Origin of the sequence: Pelagibacterium flavum, assembly GCF_025854335.1 — a bacterium.
Classification (GTDB): domain Bacteria; phylum Pseudomonadota; class Alphaproteobacteria; order Rhizobiales; family Devosiaceae; genus Pelagibacterium; species Pelagibacterium flavum.
The window spans coordinates 2935939-2957442 of record NZ_CP107716.1; the positions used below are offsets into that span (position 1 = coordinate 2935939).

Sequence of the window (21504 nt, forward strand, 5' to 3'; positions counted from 1 at the left end):
CGCCGCTCCACTATCACGATGGCGTCAGTAGCCCGAGTTGCCCCCGACCCCAAACCATTTTTCATAGTCCGACACCAACAGGTGGATGGGGTCGACGTCTTCCTCGATCTCGGAGAACCGCCCGATGGGATCGAGGAACGTGTTGTCGGTGCGATCGTCGTTGACTGTGGAAACCTCACCGATCAGCACGTCGCCGCCTTCGCCCCAGAACTTGTGCCAGTTGCCCGGCAACAGGGTGACGCTTTCGCCGGGCGACAATTCGAGAATCCCGCCGGCGGGCAGAACACGGCGAATCCCGTCAGTAAACACTTCGACTTCCCCCGAGGTGTCGATGCCCTCGCCGGTTCCGTCGTCATTGTAGAGCTGAAGCGCCAGGGTGGCGCCGCCGCGATTGATGATGTCTTCGGCCTTGATGGTGTGACGGTGCATGGGCGAGATTTGGTCGTGACGCGAGATCATGATCTTTTCCGCATACAGCATGCCCCGCCCCTTGCCGAGATCGGCCGCATCGCCATTGCGCACGGTGAACAGGAACAGGCCCAACCCGTCGAAATCGCCCTGCCCGTAATCGGTCACGTCCCAGCCCAGGCCCGACCGCAGGATGTTGTCGATCTGGTCCTGCTTGTCCTTCATTTCGGACGGCGTCCAATAGGCGAAGGGGGGCAGGATATAGCCGAAAGAGCGGATGAATTCGTCCGCTTCAGAAATGATTTCATTGACGCGGGAACGCTTCATCCCGTGATCTCCGTCTGCTCAATATGTTTCCGCCAAATGGCTGATCCGCAATGAATTTTGGAGATCGTCCAGGCCCGGCGCCGCACCCCTGCGAGGCGAGAAGCTAAGGGTTACCGGACGACCGGGCAAGAGGGTGAAACAGTTGTCCGAGAAATATCCCATAGGTTCGACCTGAGCCGTGACAAAGAAGGCACACGCATCCGATTGCAGGGTGAGTTCGGGACCGTTCACGCCTTGCGCCCAGCGCGCGCTGACCGTTGCTGCGGGCAGATCGTAGTATTTATGGGCGCGCGGAAAGAAGTCGTTTCTGCCGATCAGCGCGCCGTTGCGATCGCGCCATTCGAGCATCAGAAACTGTCCGTCCGCCAATGCCTCGCGTGATACGCGAGCCAGTTCAGATGCAGATTCAAGTCCGAGCGAAACATCGAGTCCGTGCAAGGGTTTGACGACACCTTCCATATCCACTGCGATCATATCGAGCGTAATCTCCGCAGGTGTCGGCCCGTCGTTCATGCCCTTGATGACAATGCCATTGTCATCGGGGATAGCGACGATGCTGATGGGCGCAAAAAAGCGCCTGGCGAGGTAGTGCAGCAGCTTCCACTGGCCGCCGTAATCAAGGCTGGACCAACTCGCCACCGGCCAGATGTCGTTGATCTGCCAGTACAGCATGCCCATGCAGCGCGGCTTGGTGGAGCGCCAGAATTCGATGGCCGTCTTGATGGCCAGCCCCTGCTGAACCTGCGAGAGGAACACCATCTCCTCGAACCCCTTGGGGAAGCGGAAATAGCGGCACATGGTTTCAAGAATGCGGGCATTGCCGCCATCGTTACGCTGGTGGGTTTCCATCACCGGCGAGGAGGGATTGCGATCGGAGGCTTGGGTGAAGCTCTCGATGACATTCATCGAGGTGAATGACTGGAATCCGAATTCGGAGGCAAAGCGCGGCTGCACCGTGCGGTAGTGTTCGAAGGGTTTTGCCGAGTGCCATACATCCCAGAAATGCATGTCGCCGCGCGTATCGATATGCCAGCCGTCGGCGAAATCCAGGTAGCCCAGTGAGGGCGAGGACGGCCAGAAGCGGCGCTGGGGGTCCTCGTCCTCGACGATCTCGGCGAGCAGTTTGGAAAGCCTGTCGTAATTGGCAAGGTGCCGGTCGCGATTGGCTTTTGTTTCGGGATACCAGTTAAGCGAGCCGATCACCTCGTTATCGCCGCACCAAAGGGCAATCGAGGCGTGATGAGAAAGGCGGCGGACCTGCTGGGTGATTTCGGCTTGCACGTCCGCAAGAAATGCGCGGTCGGACGGATAGGGCATGCACGAAAACATGAAGTCATGCCAGATGAGCAGTCCCATCTGGTCGCACAGATCGTAGAACCAGTCCGGCTCGTACTGCCCCCCACCCCAAACACGCAGCATGTTATAGTTGGCGGCTCTGGCGCTTTTCAGCAGGTCTTCGACCACTTCGGGCGTGATGCGCGAGGGGATTGCGTCGGCCGGTATCCAGTTGGCGCCCATCATGGTGATGTCGCGGCCATTGATGCGGCATTTGAAGCTGTGATCGATCTCGTCGGCCTCCACGATCCATTCGAGCTTGCGAAGGCCGATCTTTCGGGTGGCTGTTTCACCGTCGAGGTCGGTGACCAGATCATAGAGCGGCTGGTCGCCCTGCCCTGCGGGCCACCAGAGCTTGGGGCTGTCGATGGTTACCCTGTGTTCGATGAGGTTCTCACCCTTGTCCACGGCGGTGTTGCCGCCGAGGGTCTGGCCGTCAATCGTGTGGGTCAGGGAAACTGTACCAGAATCAAAGGTGTGGACTCTGGTCCTGAGAACCAGATTCACCCTGCCCTTATGGTGATGCTGTTCGACCTGGACGCTTTCGGCGCGCGCCAATGCGGATCGGCGCAATTCAATACGGCCATAGACGCCAACAGGCATCAGGCAGATGCCCCAGTCCCATCCCGCGTGACAGGCGGTCTTGCGTACGAAATTGAGGTGCGCGACCTTCTGGTTCATAGCGGCGTAGGGGATGGGAAAGGGGTGGGCATCGGCACGGGCTTTCGCGACGTCGGGCACCACGGCGAAGGCGATGGTGAGGGTATTTTCCCCTGCCCTTATCTTGCCCGTTACGTCGAGATCGTAGCGGATGAACTGGTTCTGGGTTTGCGCGATCGCCTCTCCGTTGAGAAACACCGTTGCAATGCAATCGACCTCGGAGAGGGTGAGCGTCAGATAGCCTTGTGCCATGTCTGCGGGCACATCAAAGCGCCGCTCGATGGTCCAGGGGGTCTTATAGACCCAAGCAACCGCGTCTTCATTCTGGCCAAAATAGGGGTCGGGAATTTCGCCGGCTTCGAGCAGGGCCGTATGAACGTCGCCGGGAAGCGTTATCTCCCCCGACCAGCCTCGCTCCGGTGCAGAAAGGGAAAAGCGGCCGCCGAGATCGAGCGCCTTGTAATCGATTACCTCTTGGAGTGCGGCGCGTCGTTCGGCCATGGCGTCTCTCCTCCTAACGCTCTGGGATGCTTTGCAGGTGTGGTCTCGCCTTCTACTTTAGTTCAATGTCGAGATGAAATGGAAATCTCCAATTGCGCCCAGGAGGCCATTATGAACGATATCGATCGGGACAATCCCGGCCTGCCGCATCTGCCTCCGACCTATCCGGTCGGATTTCTGGTGCTGGCGACGGTTTTGGAATTTGTGGTGCCGATCCGGTTTCTGGCCCCTCCGGCGCTGTTTTCGCTGCAAACGCTGGTGGGCGGGATGCTGCTTGTCGCAGGGCTCACGCTCGATATCTGGGCGTTCAGGCTGTTCAAAGCCGCAGGGACCAATCCGGAACCTTTCAAACCCACAACGACCATCGTTGCGCATGGCCCCTACAGGTTCACGCGCAATCCGATGTATGTCGGCTTCCTGCTGAGTTTTACCGGCATCGGTCTTCTCTTTGCGCTGGAATGGACCCTTATCGCGCTGCCGGTCTTGTGGTTCGTCCTCGATCGCGTGGTGGTTCGGCGCGAAGAGGCCTATCTCACGGGTAAGTTCGGGACGGATTACGAAACGTTTCTGACAAAGACTCGCCGCTGGCTTTAGAGCCTGTCATGTTGAAATGGAAGCACCTGTGTTGTCGTCCACCGGATGCATCCGGGGTTCGAGCGGGCGCATGCGATGCCGGCCATCTCATAAGCCCGTTCGGGCGTCGGGGCACAGGTGTTTCCATTTCAACATGACAGGCTCTAATCACTCAGCCGCCTCGTCCCTGAGATCGAGGAAGCCGCCGGACTGACGCTCCCAGAGCCGGGCATAGTGACCACCCCGCGCCAGAAGCGCATCATGGGTGCCCTCCTCGACGATGCGGCCATGATCGAGGATGACCAGCCGGTCCATGGCGGCAATGGTCGAGAGGCGATGGGCTATGGCGATCACCGTCTTGCCGTCCATAAGCTTGTCGAGCTGGCTCTGAATGGCCGCCTCCACCTCGCTATCGAGCGCGGATGTTGCTTCGTCGAGCACAAGGATGGGGGCGTTCTTGAGCAGCACACGGGCGATGGCAACGCGCTGGCGCTGACCGCCGGAAAGCTTGACCCCGCGCTCGCCTACCTGCGCGTTATAGTCCGCGCGGCCACGGCTGTCCTTTAAGTCCATGATGAACTCATGGGCCTCGGCGCTTTTTGCAGCGGCAACCATTTCCTCTTCGCTCGCGCCGGTCTTGCCGAACAGGATATTGGCCTTGACTGAACGGTGCAGCAGGGCCGTGTCCTGGGTCACAACCCCGATATTGGCGCGCAGCGATTCCTGGGTAACGGTGGAAATATCCTGCCCATCGATCAGGATGCGGCCGCTCTCGAGGTCGTAAAAGCGCAGCAGCAGATTGACGAGCGTGGATTTGCCGGCGCCCGAATGGCCGACCAGCCCAATCTTTTCGCCGGGGCGAACATCGAGATCGACGCCCTCGATGATGCCCTTGTCGCGGCCGTAGTGAAATCTGACATTTTCGAATTTGATCCCAGCCCCGGTGACCTTGAGCGGCTTAGCATCGGGCGCGTCGGTCAATTCGAGGGGCTGGGCGATGGTTTCCATCGCATTCTGGGCTACGCCGAAATGGCGCATCATGCCGTTGAGCTGCCCCATGAGGCGCCCCTGCATCATGTTGAGGCGTAGCACAAGGCTGAGCGTGAAGGCGATAGCGCCCACGGTGATGGCGTTCGTCGTCCAGAGCTGGATGGCCAGCCAGCCGAAAGCCATGATCATCACGGTGCTGAGAAGGCCCATCGAGGCCCGCATGCCCGTGACGAGACGGGCCAGCCGCGTCGCGGAATCGAGGAAGCGCTCAAAACCCCTTTTGACGTAGGTATCGTTGTCCTCGGCATTTCCGAACAGGCGCAAGGTCTGAACGTTGGCAAAGCTGTCGGTGATGCGGCCGTTGAGCACCGAGGCGTTTTCGGCATTTTCGGCGGCGCGGGCGCGCATGCGAGGCACATAATAACGGGCCATCAAGAGAATCGCCGCGATCCAGATCACGACCAGTGCCGCCATGCGCCAGTCGAGCTGGGCGAACAGAAAAATAGTCGTGCCGGCAAAAATGGTCAGCGCCCAGCCGATCTGAATGACGCTGGAGACGAAATCGTTGAGCGATTGGGCGGCCTGAGACACCTTGGTGACCAGCCGTCCGGCAAAATCATCGTTGAAGAAGCGGATCGACTGGCGCGACACGTAGGCATATGTCTGCCAGCGCACCATGGTGTTGAATCCCCGGCCTATGGTCTGTTCCTCGACCAGCGCCTGGAGCGAGGGGGCAGCAAAGCGCCCGATCACGACAACGGCCAGCATGATGGCAAGTTCGGTGCCGTGGGCGGAAATCAGTCCGGCCCAACCGCCGGTTGCATCGGTGCTTTCGAGCAGGTCGATAAGCCGGCCCATATAGAAAAAGAACAGCGCCTCGAACAACGAGGTGAGGCCGGTAAACAGCAGGACCGCAAGATAGGGTGCCTTGGCCTGGCGGACATAGTACCACAGGAACGCCCAGATGGTGTCGGGCGGCTGGATGTCGCCCTTTTGCTCGAAGGGCTTGATCCAGGTTTCGAAAATTTTGGAGATTCGGGCCGGAAGGCTGAGGGTTTCTTGCGTCATGTATCGATAAATGGTGCCGGCGGGAGATTATGTCAAGATATATCTTAGACATCACCTTCTGCCGCCGCCAGCCTTCCCGTCTTTCGTTATTGCGCGGCGACCTCCTCGGCATCCGCGTCGATGAACCCGCCGGACTGGCGTGCCCATAGGCGGGCATAGGTGCCGCCCATTTCCACAAGCTCGGCATGGGTGCCTTGTTCCACCACCCTGCCCTCTTCGAGGATGATAAGCCTGTCCATGGCCGCGATGGTCGAGAGCCGGTGGGCGATGGCGATGACCGTCTTGCCTTCCATGAGCATGTCGAGCTGGCCCTGAATTGCCGCCTCCACCTCTGAGTCGAGCGCAGACGTGGCTTCATCGAGCACAAGGATCGGGGCATCCTTGAGCAGTACCCGGGCAATGGCGATGCGCTGACGCTGGCCGCCCGAGAGCTTGACGCCGCGCTCGCCCACATGGGCGTCGTAACCTTTGCGACCCTTTGCGTCGACCAACGACAGGATGAAATCGTGCGCTTCGGCCTGACGCGCCGCGGCTATCATGTCCTCATCGGTGGCGTCAGGACGGCCATATTTGATGTTGTCGGCTACCGAACGGTGCAGGAGCGAGGTGTCCTGGGTCACGACCCCGATATTTGCGCGCAGTGAATCCTGGGCCACCGTGGCGACATCGGTGCCATCGATGAAAACGTGCCCGCTCTGGCGATCGTAAAACCGCAGCAAAAGATTGACGATGGTCGACTTGCCCGCACCCGAGCGGCCGACCAGGCCGATCTTTTCGCCAGCGCGGATGTGCAGGTTCAGGCCCTCGATGACCTTGGAGGATGCATCTTCACCCTTCTTGCCGTAGTTGAACGCCACGTCCTTGAATACGATGTCACCCTTCACCCGCTCCAGTCTCGGCGCATCGGGCTCGTCGGCAACGATTGAGGGCAGCGAGAGCGAATTGATGCCATCGCGCACAGTGCCGATGTTCTCAAAAAGCGCCGACATTTCCCACATGATCCACTGGCTCATGCCCTGGAACCGCAAAACGATGGCGGCGGCCGCCGCAACGGCGCCGGCGCTTACCAGATCATCGAGCCAGAGCCAGATGCCGACAAAGCCGACGGCAAACAGCAGCAAGCCGTTGAGGATGGTAATGCCCTGGTTGAGGATCGTCACATAGCGCATCTGACCATGGACGGTGTCGAGGAACTCATCCATGGCTTGCTTGGCATAGGTTTCCTCCCGGCTCGAATGAGAGAACAGCTTGACCGTTGCGATGTTTGTGTAGCTGTCGACGATCCGTCCGGTCATCATCGAGCGCGCGTCGGCCTGAAGCTCGGAAATCTTGCCCAGTTTGGGCACGTAATGGCGGAGCAGCAGGACATAGGCGACCACCCAGACGACAAAGGGCAATGCCAGCCAGACATTGTTCATGGCCGCCAGCACGACGGCGCCGATGAAATAGACGATGACATAGTTCAAGACATCGAGCAGCTTCATCACCGTTTCGCGAACGGCCAGCGCCGTCTGCATCACTTTGGTGGCAATGCGGCCGGCAAACTCGTCCTGGAAATAGCTCATCGATTGGCGGATGAGATAGCGGTGCGCCATCCAGCGGATTCTCTGGGGGAAATTGCCCAGAAGCGTCTGGTGGATAATCAGGTTGGAGATCAGCACCAGCGTCGGCACGACCAGCAGCACGAACAGGCTCATCCAGAACAGCATCGGGCCCTCGTCGGCCAGAAATGTTTCCTTGTCCGCGGCTGAAAGCCAGTCAATGACATTGCCCAGAAACCCGAACAGGGCGATCTCGGCCAGCGCAACGAGCGTCGAGAGCACCGCCATGGCAATCAGCGGCAGCTTTACGCCATCCATGTAGTGCAGGCAGAAGGCCAATAGCGATTTTGGCGGCTGCGAGGGCGCATCGGGCGGATAGGGGTTGAGCAGATTTTCAAACCAACGGAACATCGGACAACCAGAAGGGAAGAGGACAGGCATCACCGCCCGCGCCTTCCCACATGCGCGAACGGAAATAGCGATATTAATTTAGCAAGCTAATACTTGATAAATTTAATTCCGAGCTTCGTCAAGCATTGGCCGGCATAAGGACGATTTCGCGCCGGCGAATCCGACACCCGATAAAACCGGCCAGGCAAGCCGGACAGAATAGCAGCCTTGAGGACGAGTCGCATGTCTCTTCGATGACATATGCTCGGCGCGGCGCAATCCTTAACAAAGCGGAAATATTTTTCTCGGCCCTAAGTGACTCTGCCGACTCAACAATTTTGGCCGGATCAAACACCGGCAAAAAATGCCTATGGACAAGAGTCATTCAACCGATTCAAAGTCTTAGCATCATGGAATTGGTTGGGGCAGCCGCTGGAATGCGGTTGATCGGGCATGGGTTCGGCGGAGTCATCCGGCGTCAGCGATAAGGGATTCGGGGGCACCGCAGGCGGCGTCTTTCAGCGCGCTTCGGCCAGCAGCTTCCCCGCTCCAGTGCTCCTCGTCCTGGTCGCCACTCTGGCTTCGGCCGGCTTTTTCGTTGGCAACGACATCGCCCGCTCCCACGCAGAACTTGAAGAACGCGCCCAACTGGTCGCCGCCCTGGCGGCGGCCCAAATAGAACCCGGACAGTTCTCCACGGCCAGCCCAACCATCCCGCCAGCCCTTTCGGACGGCACACATTTTGCCGTGCTGGCCAGGACCGGGGAGGTATTGTTCAGCTCCGCACCTCAACTGGATGCGGCGTTCCCGCTTTCGCCGGACCACTACGTGCAGGCGACGACAACCTTGTCCGACAACGGCGGAAACCTGGCCGTGTTCGTGCCGAAGCTCTCAATTCTGGAGGATCTCGCCTGGCGCCATGGATGGATCCTTATGGCCTTGTTGTTCGGTATCATCGCGATCAGGCATTCAGCGCGCAAGGCATCGCGACGGCGCACCGCCATGCTTCCGGCCATCGAGGCCGTTCCCTACGGGCTTGCGCATTGGTCCGAGGACGGACGGCTTGTTTGCACCAATCCCGCCTTTACACGTCTCTTGCGGCTTGATCCGGCCGCGACGGCGCCCGGAATATGCTATTCCGATATCAGCAAGACGATCTCGGGCGAGATTTCCGCAAGGCCGGTCCTCGATACAGCACGTCAGCGCGTTGTCGAGGTGGTGCGGGAAGACGGCTCGGTGGTGATGCTGGACGAACGGCCCTGCCCGTCCGGCGGCTTCGTTACGATCGTGACCGACATTACCGAACGCAAGGCAGCCGATCGCCTTCTGGGATCGATCCGCGAAGAACAGCGCCTGTTGGCACGGCGCTATCACGAGGAAAAGATCAAGGCGGAAGCATCGAGCCGCGCCAAGACCAGCTTTCTGGCCCATCTCTCCCACGAAATTCGCACGCCCCTCAACCACATCATCGGCTTTGCCGACATGATCGCGCTGGAGACATTCGGGCCGTTGGGCGACGCCAAATATCAATCCTACGTCGCCGACATCAAATGCGCCGGCGAAAAACTGCTGACCTCTTTTGGGGAAATCCTAGAATTTGCCGAACTCGAAGGCGGTCGCAAGACGCTGAAAAAAGACTCCATCGCAATCGATGATCTGCTTTCGGGCTGTTCGGTCCGTTTTGCCGGTCGCGCCGCCAAGGCAGGCATCCGGCTGGAGGTGGCGCGGCGGACCCGGGGATGGCTTTCCGCCGACCGCCATTACCTCGATCTCATGCTGGCCAACCTCGTCGAGAACGCACTGCGGTTCACACCGGCTGGCGGCATGATCCGGGTCGCCGCCTGGCCGGCGGATAATGGCGTCGTGCTTGAGGTGACCGATACAGGCATCGGGATGAGCGCGGAGCAAATGAGCAGACTTTCCCAACCCTTCGCGCTACCGGATGCAGCCTTCGCGCGCGATCATGACGGCGTGGGACTCGGCATCGCGATGGCGCGCGCCGTCGCCGAACAGAGCGGCGGGCGATTGGCCATCGACTCGCTTGAAGGGGTTGGGACCACAGTGGCAATTTCACTGCCTATGGCACCGCCCACCCAGGACCGGCTTCCGACCCCCATCGCCGCAGCGCGGGCGGCTTAGCCCCGCATTGTTTGGTAGAACTGCGCTGCCGCCTCGCCCACCTCGGCACGCATCGCCCCGATATCGGCTTCCAGCCTGGAAAAGTCCGGATAATTGGCCCGCCGCGCCACCAACTCGCGAAAAGCGGGCGTCCACCCCTCGTCCTTGAGCGGATCAACGAGGCACGCGCTCATCAATTGCAGGATCGTCGCATAGGTCGCATGGATTTCCGCAAGACGTTCGCCTTGCGGCAGGATGCCCGTTTCGGCCAGCCGCAACAGCACTTTGGCCGGCGGCGCCTGTGGCACTTCGAGCTTGGCCCCTTCGAGCAATTGCGCTGTCTGGGCGATGAACTCGAGATCGACCAGTCCGCCATCGTGCAATTTGAGGTCGAACGGGTGTCGGGGCGGGCGCTCCCTGGCCATCAAGGCCCGCATATCTAGCACGTCGCCGACGATCTTTGACCGGTCGCGCGGCAGCGCCATGATGCGGGCGATCTCGGCATCGACGGTTTCGGCCAGCCCCACGTCACCGATGGCCACGCGGGCACGAGTCAGCGCCAGGTGCTCCCAGGTCCAGGCCTCATCGCTCTGGTAGGTTCGGAAGCGCTTGAGACTCGTGGCGAGCGGTCCGGCATTGCCCGACGGGCGCAGACGCATATCGGCCTCGTAAAGCACGCCCTCGGCCGTCGGCGCGGAAATGGCGGCAACCAGCCTCTGGGTAAGGCGCGTGAAATAGGTGGCGACGTCCAGTTCGCGCCCGCCATCCGAACCCGTTGTCCCTTCAGGCACATCGTAGAGCAGGATGAAGTCGAGATCGGAGGTCAGCGTCATCTCCCGGCTGGCCATCTTGCCGAAACCGAGCAGTCCGACCCGCGCGCCAGGGACCGTGCCGTGACGCTGCGCAAAATTTTCACGCACAGCGGCAAACAGGCGCGCCAGCAGCGTTTCGGCGAGCGCTGTGAACTGGCGTCCGGCCTGCTGCGCGGACAGCGCTCCTCCTACCAGCCCGGCGGCGATAAGGAATTTCTGTTCCTGGCCGATGATGCGCGCCCGGTCGATGAGATCTTCAAAGCTGCGGGCCTCGGCCAGAAACGCATCGACACTCGCCACAAGCGAATCCGAGGTTGCGATATCTCCGGCAAAGTGCGGATCGATCAGTCCGTCCACCACATGGGCCCGGTGGATCACGGCTTCGGCCAAACGGGGAGCAGACGACATGAAATCGAGCAGCAATTGGCGCAGATGAGCGTGGTTGCGCAGCAGCGCAAACATCTGCACGCCGGCCGGCAGGCGGGTGAGAAAGTCATTGAACCGGGCAAAGGCGATGTCGGCGTTGCCGCTGTCGGCGAAGGTCTTGAGCAGCCCCGGAATCAGCTCGGTCAAATGCTCGCGCGCCTTTGAGGCGCGGGTCGCGGCATAGCCGCCATAGTGCCATTTGCGGATGGTGGCTGAAACTGCTGCTGGATCGGAAAACCCCAGATTTGCGAGTGTTTCGAGCGTATCGGGATCATCGTCAGAGCCGGTAAAGACCAGATTGCCCAACTCGCCCGAAAGACTTTCACCCTCGGAAAACAGTTCGGCGTAATAGTCCGATACGCGCGCCAGCGCGGCGCGATAATCGGCCTCGAACGCCTCGCGGGTTTCGCACCCCATGAGCAGTGCGATTTCGCCGACACCCTCTTCGGTCTCCGGCATTACATGGGTCTGCTCGTCGCGCAGCATCTGGAGCCGGTTTTCGACCGCCCGCAGGAACCAATAGGTTTCTTCGAGGTCGTCTGCCGCCGCGGCGCTGATCCATTGGCCCGCGACCAGTGCCGCCAGGGCCTTGACGGTGGGTCGCACGCGCAAGTCGGGATCGCGGCCGCCGGCGATCAATTGCTGGGTCTGGACAAAAAATTCGATCTCGCGAATGCCGCCGCGCCCCAGTTTGACGTTATGGCCGAGCACGCGCTGTTCACCGACCTTGCGGTGAATGTTGATCTGGCGCTTCATGGCCTGAATGTCGGCGATCATGGCGAAATCGAGGTGCTTGCGCCAGATGAATGGCGCCAGTTCCTTTAGGAACTGATTGCCCACCCCGATATCGCCCGCGCAGGGCCGCGCCTTGATCCAGGCCGCCCGCTCCCAGTTCTGGCCACGCGATTCATAGTAGCCCAACGCCGCATCAAACGAGATGGCCACCGGGGTCGAGCCGGGGTCGGGGCGCAGGCGCACATCGGTGCGGAAGACATACCCATCGGCGGTGCGGTCCTGCATGATCGAGACCAGGCGGCGGATGATCCGGACGTAGAATTTGTTGTGATCGGCATCGTCGGGCAGCACCGCCACCATGGGATCGTAGAATGCCACGATGTCGATGTCAGAGGAGTAGTTCAGCTCCTGCCCGCCATGCTTGCCCAGCGCAAAGATCGCCAGACCCGAATTGGCGGCACGGGCCTGTTCGACCGGCTGGACCAGCTTCCCCTCACGCGCAGCCTCTGCCATCAGAAAATCGAGCGCCGCTTCGAGCGCGGCATCGGCAAGATCGGACATGCAGCGCGTGGTTTCCCGCGCGGTCCAGACACCACCGATTTCGGCAACCGCAGAGAGCAGCGCCCCGCGCGCCTTGCCGATCCGCAAGCGCTGGGCCAATTCGCTCTCGGCTTCACACGATCCCGCCGATGTCATGTCGGCAATCAATTCGGAAAAGGCGGTTTCCGGCTCGAGCTCTAAAACTCCGGCAAACCATTGAGCATGGCGGATCGCGAGGTCGCGCAGATATGGCGCGGTTGAAAAAACCGGTCCCAGGGTGCCTGCAACGCTTTGGAAAGCAGCACGCTCGCTCTGAGTCAGCGCTTCAACCAAATCGTCCGGCAACGCCGAGCTTCCGGGCGCGCCATCGAGCGCGCGCAATTGCAGCCCCAGTGCGGTCATGACAAAATCGCCTTACGGCGCGGGGAAGGTAATGACGGCTCTTGCGCCAGGACCGTTGTCCTCGAACCGAATGTCGCCCCTGTGCAGACGAACGACGGCCGAAACCAACGCCAGGCCCAGCCCCGCTCCCGGCTCGGTGCGACTGGCTTCCAGTCGCGCGAAACGCTCGAAGACCCGTGTGCGGTCCGCCTCGGGAATGCCGGGGCCCTTGTCAGCGACTTCAATGACGATCCTCCCCGCTTCCCGTCGTGCAGAAATGGCTATCCTGCCGCCTTCGGAACTCTGACCGTACTTTATGGCGTTTTCGACAAGGTTCACAAGGGCTTGACCGATAAGTTCGCGGTTCGCATCGAGTCTGATTCCCGAGGCGATGGAGGTTTCCAGCGTCATGCCGGCGTCTTCGGCCACCGGCGTATAGAGCTCAGCCACATCGGCGACCACTTCACTGAGATCTATGTCGGAGAAGGCTCCGGTCGAGGTGCCCGCTTCAGCCCGCGCAATAAGCAGCAGCGCGTTGAAGGTGCGGATAAGCTGATCGGATTCGGCGATGGTGGTTTCGAGCGCCACCCGCCGCGCCTCCGGATCGGGATTGCGCAGCGCCGCCTCGGCCTTGTTGCGCAGGCGGGTCAGCGGGGTCTTGAGGTCGTGGGCAACGTTGTCGGTCACTTCCTTGAGGCCCACCATAAGCCGCTCGATGCGCTCGAGCATTGCGTTAAGGCTCGTGGCCACGGCATCGAACTCGTCATTGCGGCCGGTTACCGGAACGCGCTCGGACAGATTGCCCGACATGATCTTGTTGGACGTCCCGGTAATGGCGTCAATGCGGCGCAGCACATAGCGGGCCGTCAGTCCGCCGGCGAGAACCGAAAGCAAAATGATTCCGATGACGCCCCCGAAAAACGTCCGCAGGATAATGGCATTGAACCCGCGCCGCTCTCCCACATCCCGACCGATGATCAGCCGCAGGCCGTTGGGCAGTTCGAGCGATTCCACGATGGCCGTACCGCTCGTCTGCACCTCGTCTTCGGGCCCGCCATAGATTTCCCGGCCACGCTCGTAATTGAGCTCGTAACGCCCAGGCTCGGCAAGGACGACCGCTGGAAAGTCCGTGACATTGCCGGCGATCATGACGCCGGTAGGATCGCCAAGATAATAGATGCCCGGCCCTGGCCTGTCGGCCAGCCTCTGGACGGCAAAGGCCACGGCGCGCACGCCCGACTGGTTGGCCAGAAGACGTATCTGGACGATCTCACGCTCGACATCGCGCAGTTGCTCGCGCTGGATCTGGATGGCGCTCTGATAGGCAATCAGCCCCAAAAGCACGATGGCAAAGCCCACAAAGATCGCGATGAACATCGCCGTGAGCCGGACCGTGGTGGTCCGCCACAGCGAGCGCAATCGAAAAGTCCGGGGGGCCGTGTCAGTCACGGATCATGTATCCGGCGCCGCGCACGGTCTGCAGCAGCTGGCGTTGATGACCCTTATCCACCTTGCCGCGCAGCCGCGACATATGCACGTCGATCACATTGGTCTGGGGATCGAAGTGGTAGTCCCAGACATTTTCGAGCAGCATGGTCCGGGTCACGACCCGGCCGGCGTTCTTCATGAGATATTCGAGCAGGCGGAATTCGCGCGGCTGGAGGAGAATGGTTTCGTTTGCCCGCTCGACCTTGCGCGACAAACGATCCAGCGTCAGATCTCCCACCTGATATGAAGTGGCTGCCTCGCTCGGAGCAGACCGGCGCGCCATGACCTCGATGCGGGCGAGAAGTTCGGAAAAAGCGTAGGGTTTGACGAGATAATCGTCACCACCGGCGCGCAAGCCGGTGACGCGATCGTCGACCTCTCCAAGCGCCGACAGGATAAGGACCGGTGTGTTGTCGTCCTCGGCCCGAAGGGATTCTATGATCGAAAGGCCGTCGCGGCGGGGCAGCATGCGGTCGATGATCAAGACATCATATTCCATGCCCGACGCCATGGCGAAACCGGTCTCGCCGTCGCTGGCATGGTGGGTGACGTGGCCGCATTCATCGAGGGCCTGAATAAGGTAGGACGCCGCTTCGCGGTCATCTTCGATAAGCAATATCTTCACTGAACGCCCCCGAAAAAGGGACCGGCCCACAGAGGGCCGATCCCATCGGTTCTTACTCTTCGATCTCAAGCGGGACGCCCACGAAGCGAACCACGCCGTCGCGAGACACTCGCAGGGAGACCGCGGACTTGCCCTCGCTCCGGGCAGCGTCGATGGCAGCTTCGAAGTCCTCAGGCGAGGACACCGCACCGCCATTGGCCTGCTCGATCACGTCACCGGGCATCAGACCGCGAGAGGCCGCCACACTGTCGGCTTCGATGGAATCGACCACCAACCCGTCTCCGTCTTCATTGGGGATCACCGTCACTCCGATCGACGAGCTTGTTGTTTCGGGTTCGGCTTCTTCCGCCGGAGCCTGGGGCGTCGGAGCGGCTTCTTCGTCTTCCTCGAGACGATCGAGGGTCACTGTGATGTCGAGTTCCTCGCCATCGCGAATGATACCGAGCTTGACGTCGGAGCCCGGCGACTGCTGGGAAATCAACCGCGAAAGCTCACGTGCCGTGTTTACACCCTCGCCGTTGACCGAGACGATGACGTCGCCGGATTCGACACCGGCAGCAGCAGCCGGTGCGCCTTCGATGGGCTGGGTAACCAGCGCACCGTTGGAGTTGGCGAGGCCGAGCGCATCCGCCAGATCGTCATTGAGGTCCTGAAGCGACACACCCAGGAAGCCGCGGGTCACAAAGCCCGTCTCCTGGAGCTGGGAAATCACGCTCTGTGCAAGCGAGGCCGGAATGGCGAACGCAATACCGACATTGCCGCCCGAGGGCGAGAAGATGGCGGTGTTGACGCCAACCACCCGACCTTCGGTATTGAACGAGGGGCCGCCCGAATTGCCGCGGTTCACCGCAGCATCGATCTGAAGGAAATCGTCGTAATAGGAGGCGTTGATGTCACGGCCACGGGCCGAAACGATACCAGCCGTTACCGTGCCGCCAAGACCGAACGGGTTACCAACGGCGACCACCCAGTCCCCGACACGGGCCTCATCGGTGGCAAATTCGACGAAGGGCAGATCATTGCGCTCTTCGCGAACCTTGAGCAGCGCCAGATCGGTGCGCGGATCGGTGCCGATGATGTCGACAGCCAACTCGCTGTCGTCCTCAAGCAGCACGGTCACTTCGGTGGCGTCCTGTACGACGTGATTGTTGGTCACGATGTAGCCGTCCGCCGAGATGATGAAGCCAGATCCCACGGCCTGCATGAATTCGCGCGGGCGGTTGGGGCGCTCAGGGTTCGGAGCATTGAAGGGTTCTTCGAACTGCTCGAAGAAGCGGCGCAGCGGATGATCTTCAGGCAGGTCGGGGAATTCGAACTGGAAGTTGGGGCCACGCTGGACCTGCTGGACAGGAACCTCGGAGCTGACCTGCACAGACACGACGGCCGGCGAAACCGACTCTACCAGATCGGCAAAGCCGGTCATGGGGGGCGAGCCGACATTGGTTCCCACCTGCTGGGCAATTGCGGGCTGGGTGTTGACGAAGCCGGCGCCAAGCGTACCTGCCGCGACAATCATTGCCATTGCAGACGCGGCGACCCACTTGCGCTTCGGCGTAGAAAGCATGTTGGACATATTGGAAAAATCCTCTCTGTTACACGCAGTTCATTTCTGCTGTTGGCGTCTATGTAATACGCGCGAGGTTTCCGCACAGTTGCATGCAGATTAAATCTTGGTAATGGAGTGGGCCAAATCGTGACTGAAAGCCGTTCCGATCAAGCGCACTAGCCCCATATCGCCTGCCTGAGCATTTCGAGCGCCATCAGCGTCAAAATCAACTTGAACCCCCTGCGGAAAGTAACCTCGGATACCTTGTCCAGGATGCGACTGCCGATGATCGTCCCCAGAAAACCGGTCAGGATCATGGCAAGGACCAAGGGGAGGTATTGCGCGAACGCAAAGCCGAAAAGAGTAAAGGTGATCGCCTTGGCAGTGTTGTTGAGCGTCATCAGGCTCGCCTGGGTCGCGATCAATTGTCGGCGGTCATCGAGCTTGCGCAGGAAATTGGCGACCAGCGGCCCCACGGCGCCGACGAACATGCCGATCCCGCCAATGATCGTGCCCGCTGCAAAGTCGGCAACAGGTCCGCGTCCCGTCACGCGCGGTTGGGGCACCCACACGCAATAGAGGATGAACAGCCCGATCACCGCCTGGAACAGCGCTTCGGGGATCGACACCGCAAGACTCCCACCCAGAACGATGCCCAGCACGCTTCCCGCGCCGAACCAGACCATCAGACGCCACTGGATATGGGCGCGCTGGACGACGGCGCGGCCGCCATTGGAGCCAAGCTGAACCAGACCATGGACGGGAACGACTACGGCTGGCGGAAAAAACAACCCGAGCGTCGCCAGCATTGCAATACCGCCGCCCAGTGAGAACAAGGCGGTTATCATCGACGCGACGAAACTGACGGCAACCAGCGTCAGCGCGACCCACAAGGAAAGGCCGTCCGGCAAGACTTGAGCAATGTCGAAATTCATATGGCAGGCTCCCTGCCTTTTGATGGCAGAGGCCGTCACCAAGCACAAGCGCGCGTAAGGTTTGGGTTTCCGCAGTGCGGTAAATCCAGGTCCTACCCCTAACTCTTGCGCAGTCTTTCGAGCGCCTTTTCTTCCTCGGAGGATAGACCGGGCTTGCCTGTTACGGTCTTGCGGCGGCGAACGGCCCAGATGGCCAGAACGATCAGTCCACTGCCCAGCAGAATGGGTGTGGCCACCCAGAGAAAGACCGTGTGCCCCCCAAAGACCGGATTGAGCAGTACGAATTCCCCGTAGCGCGCGACGACGAAATCATAGACCTCGGTATCGGTATCACCCGCCACCAGCCTCTCGCGCACCAACAACCGCAGGTCGCGCGCCAGTTCGGCGTCGGAATCGTCGATGGACTGGTTCTGGCACACAAGGCAGCGCAGATTGCCCGATATCGACCGCGCCCGCTGTTCGAGAACGGGATTGTCGAGCACTTCGTCGGGTTGCACTGCGCTTGCCGTCATGGGCAGCATCAATGCCAGCAATACCGAAAGAGCCAAGATCAGGCGCTTCACTGCCCCGCCTCCGCTTGCTTGGCTTTGGACTTGGCGGGCGCGCCGATCCGCATGCGCCGATCGCTCAGGGACAGAAAGCCAGCCCCCGCCATCAGAGCGGTGCCCAGCCAGATCAACAGCACGAACGGCTTGTGCCACAGGCGCACGACCCGACCATCCTCGCCGAAGCGCTCGCCGAACTGCACATACATCTGGCTGAAACCGTAGGTGGCGATCCCTGCCTCGGTGGTCGGCGTGCCGCTCACCGCGTAAACGCGGCGCTCGGAGGTCAATTGCCTGTCACGGCCCCAGGGCGCGTCGATCAGGAAAGCGCCCCGGTCGGCGGAAAAGTTCGGGCCTTCGATGTGAGTTTCACCCTGATAGGAGATTGAATACCCTGCGATATCGACGGCTTCCCCGGCCTGCATCGAAGTGACGATCTCAGTCTGGAACGCCGTGGCGCAGACAATGCCGATCACCGAAACCCCCACGCCGAAATGGGCGATAGCCGTCGACCATGCGGTCTTGGGCAGCCCCTTGAGCCGCTGCCAGCTCTGTGCCCATTTCGTCTTGCCGATGGCGGCTCGCTCGGCCAGTTCGGCAATGGCGCCGACCATGACCCAGATGCCGATGCCCAGCCCGATGGGAGCGAGAGAAATCGGAAAGCCCATAAAGCCGAAGACCAGAAGCGTAAGGACCAGTGTCGCGATCATCGCCGCAAAAAGCCTTTGGCCCACGGCAACCAGATCGCCCCTCTTCCAGGCGAGGAACGGGCCGAACGGGATCAGCAACAACAACGGCACCATCAGCGCCCCGAACGTCAGATCGAAGAACGGGGCGCCAACGGTAATTCGCGCGCCGGTCAGGGCTTCGAGGACCAGCGGATAAAGCGTCCCGATCAGAACGCCCGCCGTAGCCGCCGAAAGAAACAGATTGTTGAGGATCAAAGCGCCTTCGCGGCTGATCGGCGCAAACAGGCCACCATGGCGCAATGTGGAAGCGCGCAGCGCAAACAGCGCGAACGCGCCGCCGATAAAGGCCGCCAGCATGGCCAGGATGATAATGCCGCGCGTTGGGTCCGAAGCGAACGAATGTACCGAGGTCAGGATGCCCGAGCGCACGAGGAACGTGCCGAGCAGGCTCAGTGAAAACGTGATAATGGCCAGAAAGATCGTCCAGATCTTCAGCGCGTTGCGCTTTTCCATGACGATGGCTGAATGGAGCAGCGCCGTTCCGGCCAGCCAGGGCATGAAACTGGCGTTTTCCACCGGATCCCAGAACCACCAGCCGCCCCAACCAAGCTCGTAATAGGCCCAGTACGAGCCCATGGCGATCCCGAGCGTCAGAAACGACCAGCTGGCCAGCGTCCATGGCCGCACCCAGCGGGCCCAGGCCGCATCGATCCGCCCGGAAACCAGGGCGGCCACCGCAAAGGAAAAGCAGATCGAGAACCCGACATAGCCCAGATAGAGCAGCGGGGGGTGGATGGCCAGGCCGATATCCTGGAGCACGGGATTGAGTTCGGTGCCATTGAACGGCGCCGGATCCAGTCGCCAGAACGGGTTCGAGGTAAACAGCACAAAGCCGGAAAACGCGGCGACCATGAGTCCCTGATTGGAGAGCACCAGCGTTTTCAGGTCATCGGGCAGATTGCGCCCGAACGCCGCCACCGCCGCCCCGAACAGGGTCAGGATGAAAACAAACAGCAGCATGGAACCTTCGTGGTTCCCCCAGGTGCTGGTGATCTTGTAGAGCATGGGTTGGAGCGAATGGGAGTGCTCAACCACCAGCCGCACCGAAAAATCATCAACGGCGAACGCTGAAACCAGCGCTGCGAAGGCCAACCCGACAAGCGCGAACTGCAATATCGCCGCCTGCGAAACGAACCGTTGCGCCAACGCGCTGCCGCGCCAGAACGCAAAGCCGGCCCCGGCCTGGACGATGGCCAGAACGAAGGCCAGAACGAAGGCGAAATGTCCCAGTTCGATGGTCACGCTGCGCTATCCTTCCTCGCCCTGCCAGACGCCTTGCTCGCGTAGCGAGTCGGCCACTTCACGGGGCATGTAGGTTTCGTCATGCTTGGCGAGCACATTGGTGGCCAGGAAGGTGCCGTCGGCCTGCACGCTGCCCTCGGCCACAACACCCTGCCCTTCCCGGAACAGGTCGGGCAGAATGCCGGTATAGTGCGCGGTCATCTCGCCGGCGCCGTCATGGACGACAAACACGTTGTTCTCACCATCCTGTTGCCAGCTGCCCTCGAGCACAAGCCCTCCCAGCCGGATCGGCGTTCCCGGCGCTATGCCCGCCTCGGCAATCTCGGTGGGGGAATAGAAAAACACGATCTGGTCGCGCAGCGCGGTCAGGATCAGCCCCGCCGCCAGCGCAAGAATGACACCGAGGCCGGCAATGACGCCGAGGCGTTTCTGTTTGCGTGTCCACGCCATTGGCTTACTCCATCAATCCCGCTTCGCGCCCGAAATCCTCGAGCGCCAGCCTGTCCTGCCCTGAAAGTGCGGCAAGACCGCGTTCGAGGTCGGCCAGCGCCGCATCCTCGCCATCCAGCTCGATGCGCGAGCGCACCAGCTGTATCCATTCGCCCGGGCTGCCGCCTTCGTCGTACAGCCGGGCGGCGAGCCCGTCGACCATGCCGCGGATCATCACGTCCATTGTTGCGTCGGGCTCGCTCTGACCCAATGTTCCGCTCTCAAGCCCTGCCTGCGCGGCCACCAGGCCCGAACGCGCCGTGTCGACCCAGGCCTCCTCGCCGGTGGCAAGGCCCAGCAATTCTTCCCAGAGCGCCACAGCCTCCTCATATTGACCCGATTGGGTCAATTGACCAGCCAGATAGAAGCGCGAACGGACGTGAATCGGGTCCGCCTCCACCGCGCTGCGCAAAAGCGTCATCGCTTCCTCGCTGGCCACGCCGTCATTGCCCAGTATCAGGGCTTCGGCCAGATTGGTTTCCCGGTCCGCCGTCGGCGGCTCAAGCGCCATAATACGGCGCCAGGCGTTGGCGGCCTCGGCAAAACGGCCCTGTTCCATATAGATGGGGGCCAGGACCAGCCATCCGCGCACATCGTCGGGCGTCTGCTCCATCTGTGCTTCCACGGTCGCCACAGCCGCCTCGATATCGCTGGCCGATATCTGGGTTGGCGGTTCACGTTCGGCCAGCGGAAGGGCCGGCAAATCCGCGCGGCCGATCCAGGCGTAAAGTCCCAGGCTTGCTGCCGCGACGACCGGCAAACTCGCAAGCATGATTATCCGGCCGCCGCGCCCGCTCTTTTGCGCCCCGCCCTCTTTTTCATGCAGCATCACTTCGCGCGCCAGTTCCGCCCGCGCTGCTGTCGCTTCGTCGGCCGAAAGTCGGCCCGCTTCGAGATCGCGGTCAATTCCCTCTAGCTGGTGGCGGAAAAAGGCGCGTGCCGCGTCGGGGCTCTCGCCCGTTCCTGTGGCGTGCGGCGGCGTGCGCAGCCCCCAAGCCAAAGCGCCAAGGCTCGCCACAACCAGCAATATCGCGAAAATCCAGAACAAGTGTGAGACTAACCCTTGAAAACCAATGAGAT

The 21504-nt window shown here is 61.1% G+C and carries 15 protein-coding genes; 2 read left to right on the plus strand and 13 right to left on the minus strand.

Annotation, left to right across the window (positions count from 1 at the left end; genetic code table 11):
• Positions 1-24: 24 nt before the first annotated feature.
• Complete coding sequence (locus tag OF122_RS14810) at positions 25-735, minus strand: D-lyxose/D-mannose family sugar isomerase (RefSeq protein WP_264224961.1); 711 nt, start codon at positions 733-735, stop codon at positions 25-27.
• An 18-nt stretch (positions 736-753) separates the two neighbouring features.
• Positions 754-3231, minus strand: a complete 2478-nt coding sequence (locus OF122_RS14815) for a beta-mannosidase (protein WP_264224962.1) — start codon at positions 3229-3231, stop codon at positions 754-756.
• A 111-nt stretch (positions 3232-3342) separates the two neighbouring features.
• On the opposite strand from OF122_RS14815, the gene OF122_RS14820 reads away from it, so the two are divergent.
• Positions 3343-3825 carry a methyltransferase family protein gene (locus OF122_RS14820; protein ID WP_264224963.1) on the plus strand — a complete coding sequence of 161 codons (483 nt, stop codon included), beginning with the start codon at positions 3343-3345 and terminating at the stop codon, positions 3823-3825.
• 147 nt (positions 3826-3972) lie between these two features.
• Here the strand turns inward: OF122_RS14820 and OF122_RS14825 are convergent, their stop codons facing one another.
• Positions 3973-5862: an ABC transporter ATP-binding protein gene (locus tag OF122_RS14825; RefSeq protein ID WP_264224964.1), complete on the minus strand. Its 1890-nt coding sequence runs from the start codon at positions 5860-5862 to the stop codon at positions 3973-3975.
• An 86-nt stretch (positions 5863-5948) separates the two neighbouring features.
• Entirely contained in the window at positions 5949-7814 is a 1866-nt protein-coding gene (locus OF122_RS14830; protein ID WP_264224965.1) for an ABC transporter ATP-binding protein, read from the minus strand.
• A 432-nt stretch (positions 7815-8246) separates the two neighbouring features.
• Here OF122_RS14830 and OF122_RS14835 point away from each other — a divergent pair, with 432 nt between their 5' ends.
• Positions 8247-9932, plus strand: a complete 1686-nt coding sequence (locus OF122_RS14835) for a sensor histidine kinase (RefSeq protein ID WP_264224966.1) — start codon at positions 8247-8249, stop codon at positions 9930-9932.
• Here the strand turns inward: OF122_RS14835 and OF122_RS14840 are convergent.
• The 9 genes from OF122_RS14840 to ccmI all read right to left on the minus strand — a co-directional run bounded on the left by OF122_RS14840 (position 9929) and on the right by ccmI (position 21472).
• Positions 9929-12826 (minus strand): bifunctional [glutamine synthetase] adenylyltransferase/[glutamine synthetase]-adenylyl-L-tyrosine phosphorylase, encoded by a 2898-nt coding sequence (locus OF122_RS14840; protein WP_264224967.1) that lies wholly within the window; start codon positions 12824-12826, stop codon positions 9929-9931. The two genes, OF122_RS14835 and OF122_RS14840, sit on opposite strands and share 4 nt — an antisense overlap.
• Before the next feature lie 12 nt (positions 12827-12838).
• Positions 12839-14254 carry a sensor histidine kinase gene (locus OF122_RS14845; RefSeq protein WP_264224968.1) on the minus strand — a complete coding sequence of 472 codons (1416 nt, stop codon included), beginning with the start codon at positions 14252-14254 and terminating at the stop codon, positions 12839-12841.
• The gene (locus tag OF122_RS14850) at positions 14247-14918 is read right to left on the minus strand and encodes a response regulator transcription factor (protein WP_264224969.1); all 672 of its coding nucleotides are present in this window, start codon (positions 14916-14918) and stop codon (positions 14247-14249) included. The genes OF122_RS14845 and OF122_RS14850 overlap by 8 nt, the downstream gene beginning before the upstream one ends.
• 52 nt (positions 14919-14970) lie before the next feature.
• Complete coding sequence (locus OF122_RS14855; RefSeq protein WP_264224970.1) at positions 14971-16491, minus strand: Do family serine endopeptidase; 1521 nt, start codon at positions 16489-16491, stop codon at positions 14971-14973.
• 149 nt (positions 16492-16640) lie between these two features.
• Positions 16641-17399: a sulfite exporter TauE/SafE family protein gene (locus OF122_RS14860; protein ID WP_264224971.1), complete on the minus strand. Its 759-nt coding sequence runs from the start codon at positions 17397-17399 to the stop codon at positions 16641-16643.
• Positions 17400-17497: 98 nt separating this feature from the next.
• Positions 17498-17920, minus strand: coding sequence for a cytochrome c-type biogenesis protein (locus tag OF122_RS14865; protein ID WP_264227677.1), 423 nt, complete (start codon positions 17918-17920; stop codon positions 17498-17500).
• Positions 17921-17958: 38 nt separating this feature from the next.
• Positions 17959-19935 (minus strand): heme lyase CcmF/NrfE family subunit, encoded by a 1977-nt coding sequence (locus OF122_RS14870; RefSeq protein ID WP_264224972.1) that lies wholly within the window; start codon positions 19933-19935, stop codon positions 17959-17961.
• Positions 19936-19941: 6 nt separating this feature from the next.
• Positions 19942-20385 (minus strand): cytochrome c maturation protein CcmE, encoded by a 444-nt coding sequence (ccmE, locus tag OF122_RS14875; RefSeq protein WP_264224973.1) that lies wholly within the window; start codon positions 20383-20385, stop codon positions 19942-19944.
• A 4-nt stretch (positions 20386-20389) separates the two neighbouring features.
• The gene (ccmI, locus tag OF122_RS14880) at positions 20390-21472 is read right to left on the minus strand and encodes a c-type cytochrome biogenesis protein CcmI (protein WP_264224974.1); all 1083 of its coding nucleotides are present in this window, start codon (positions 21470-21472) and stop codon (positions 20390-20392) included.
• Positions 21473-21504 lie beyond the last annotated feature (32 nt).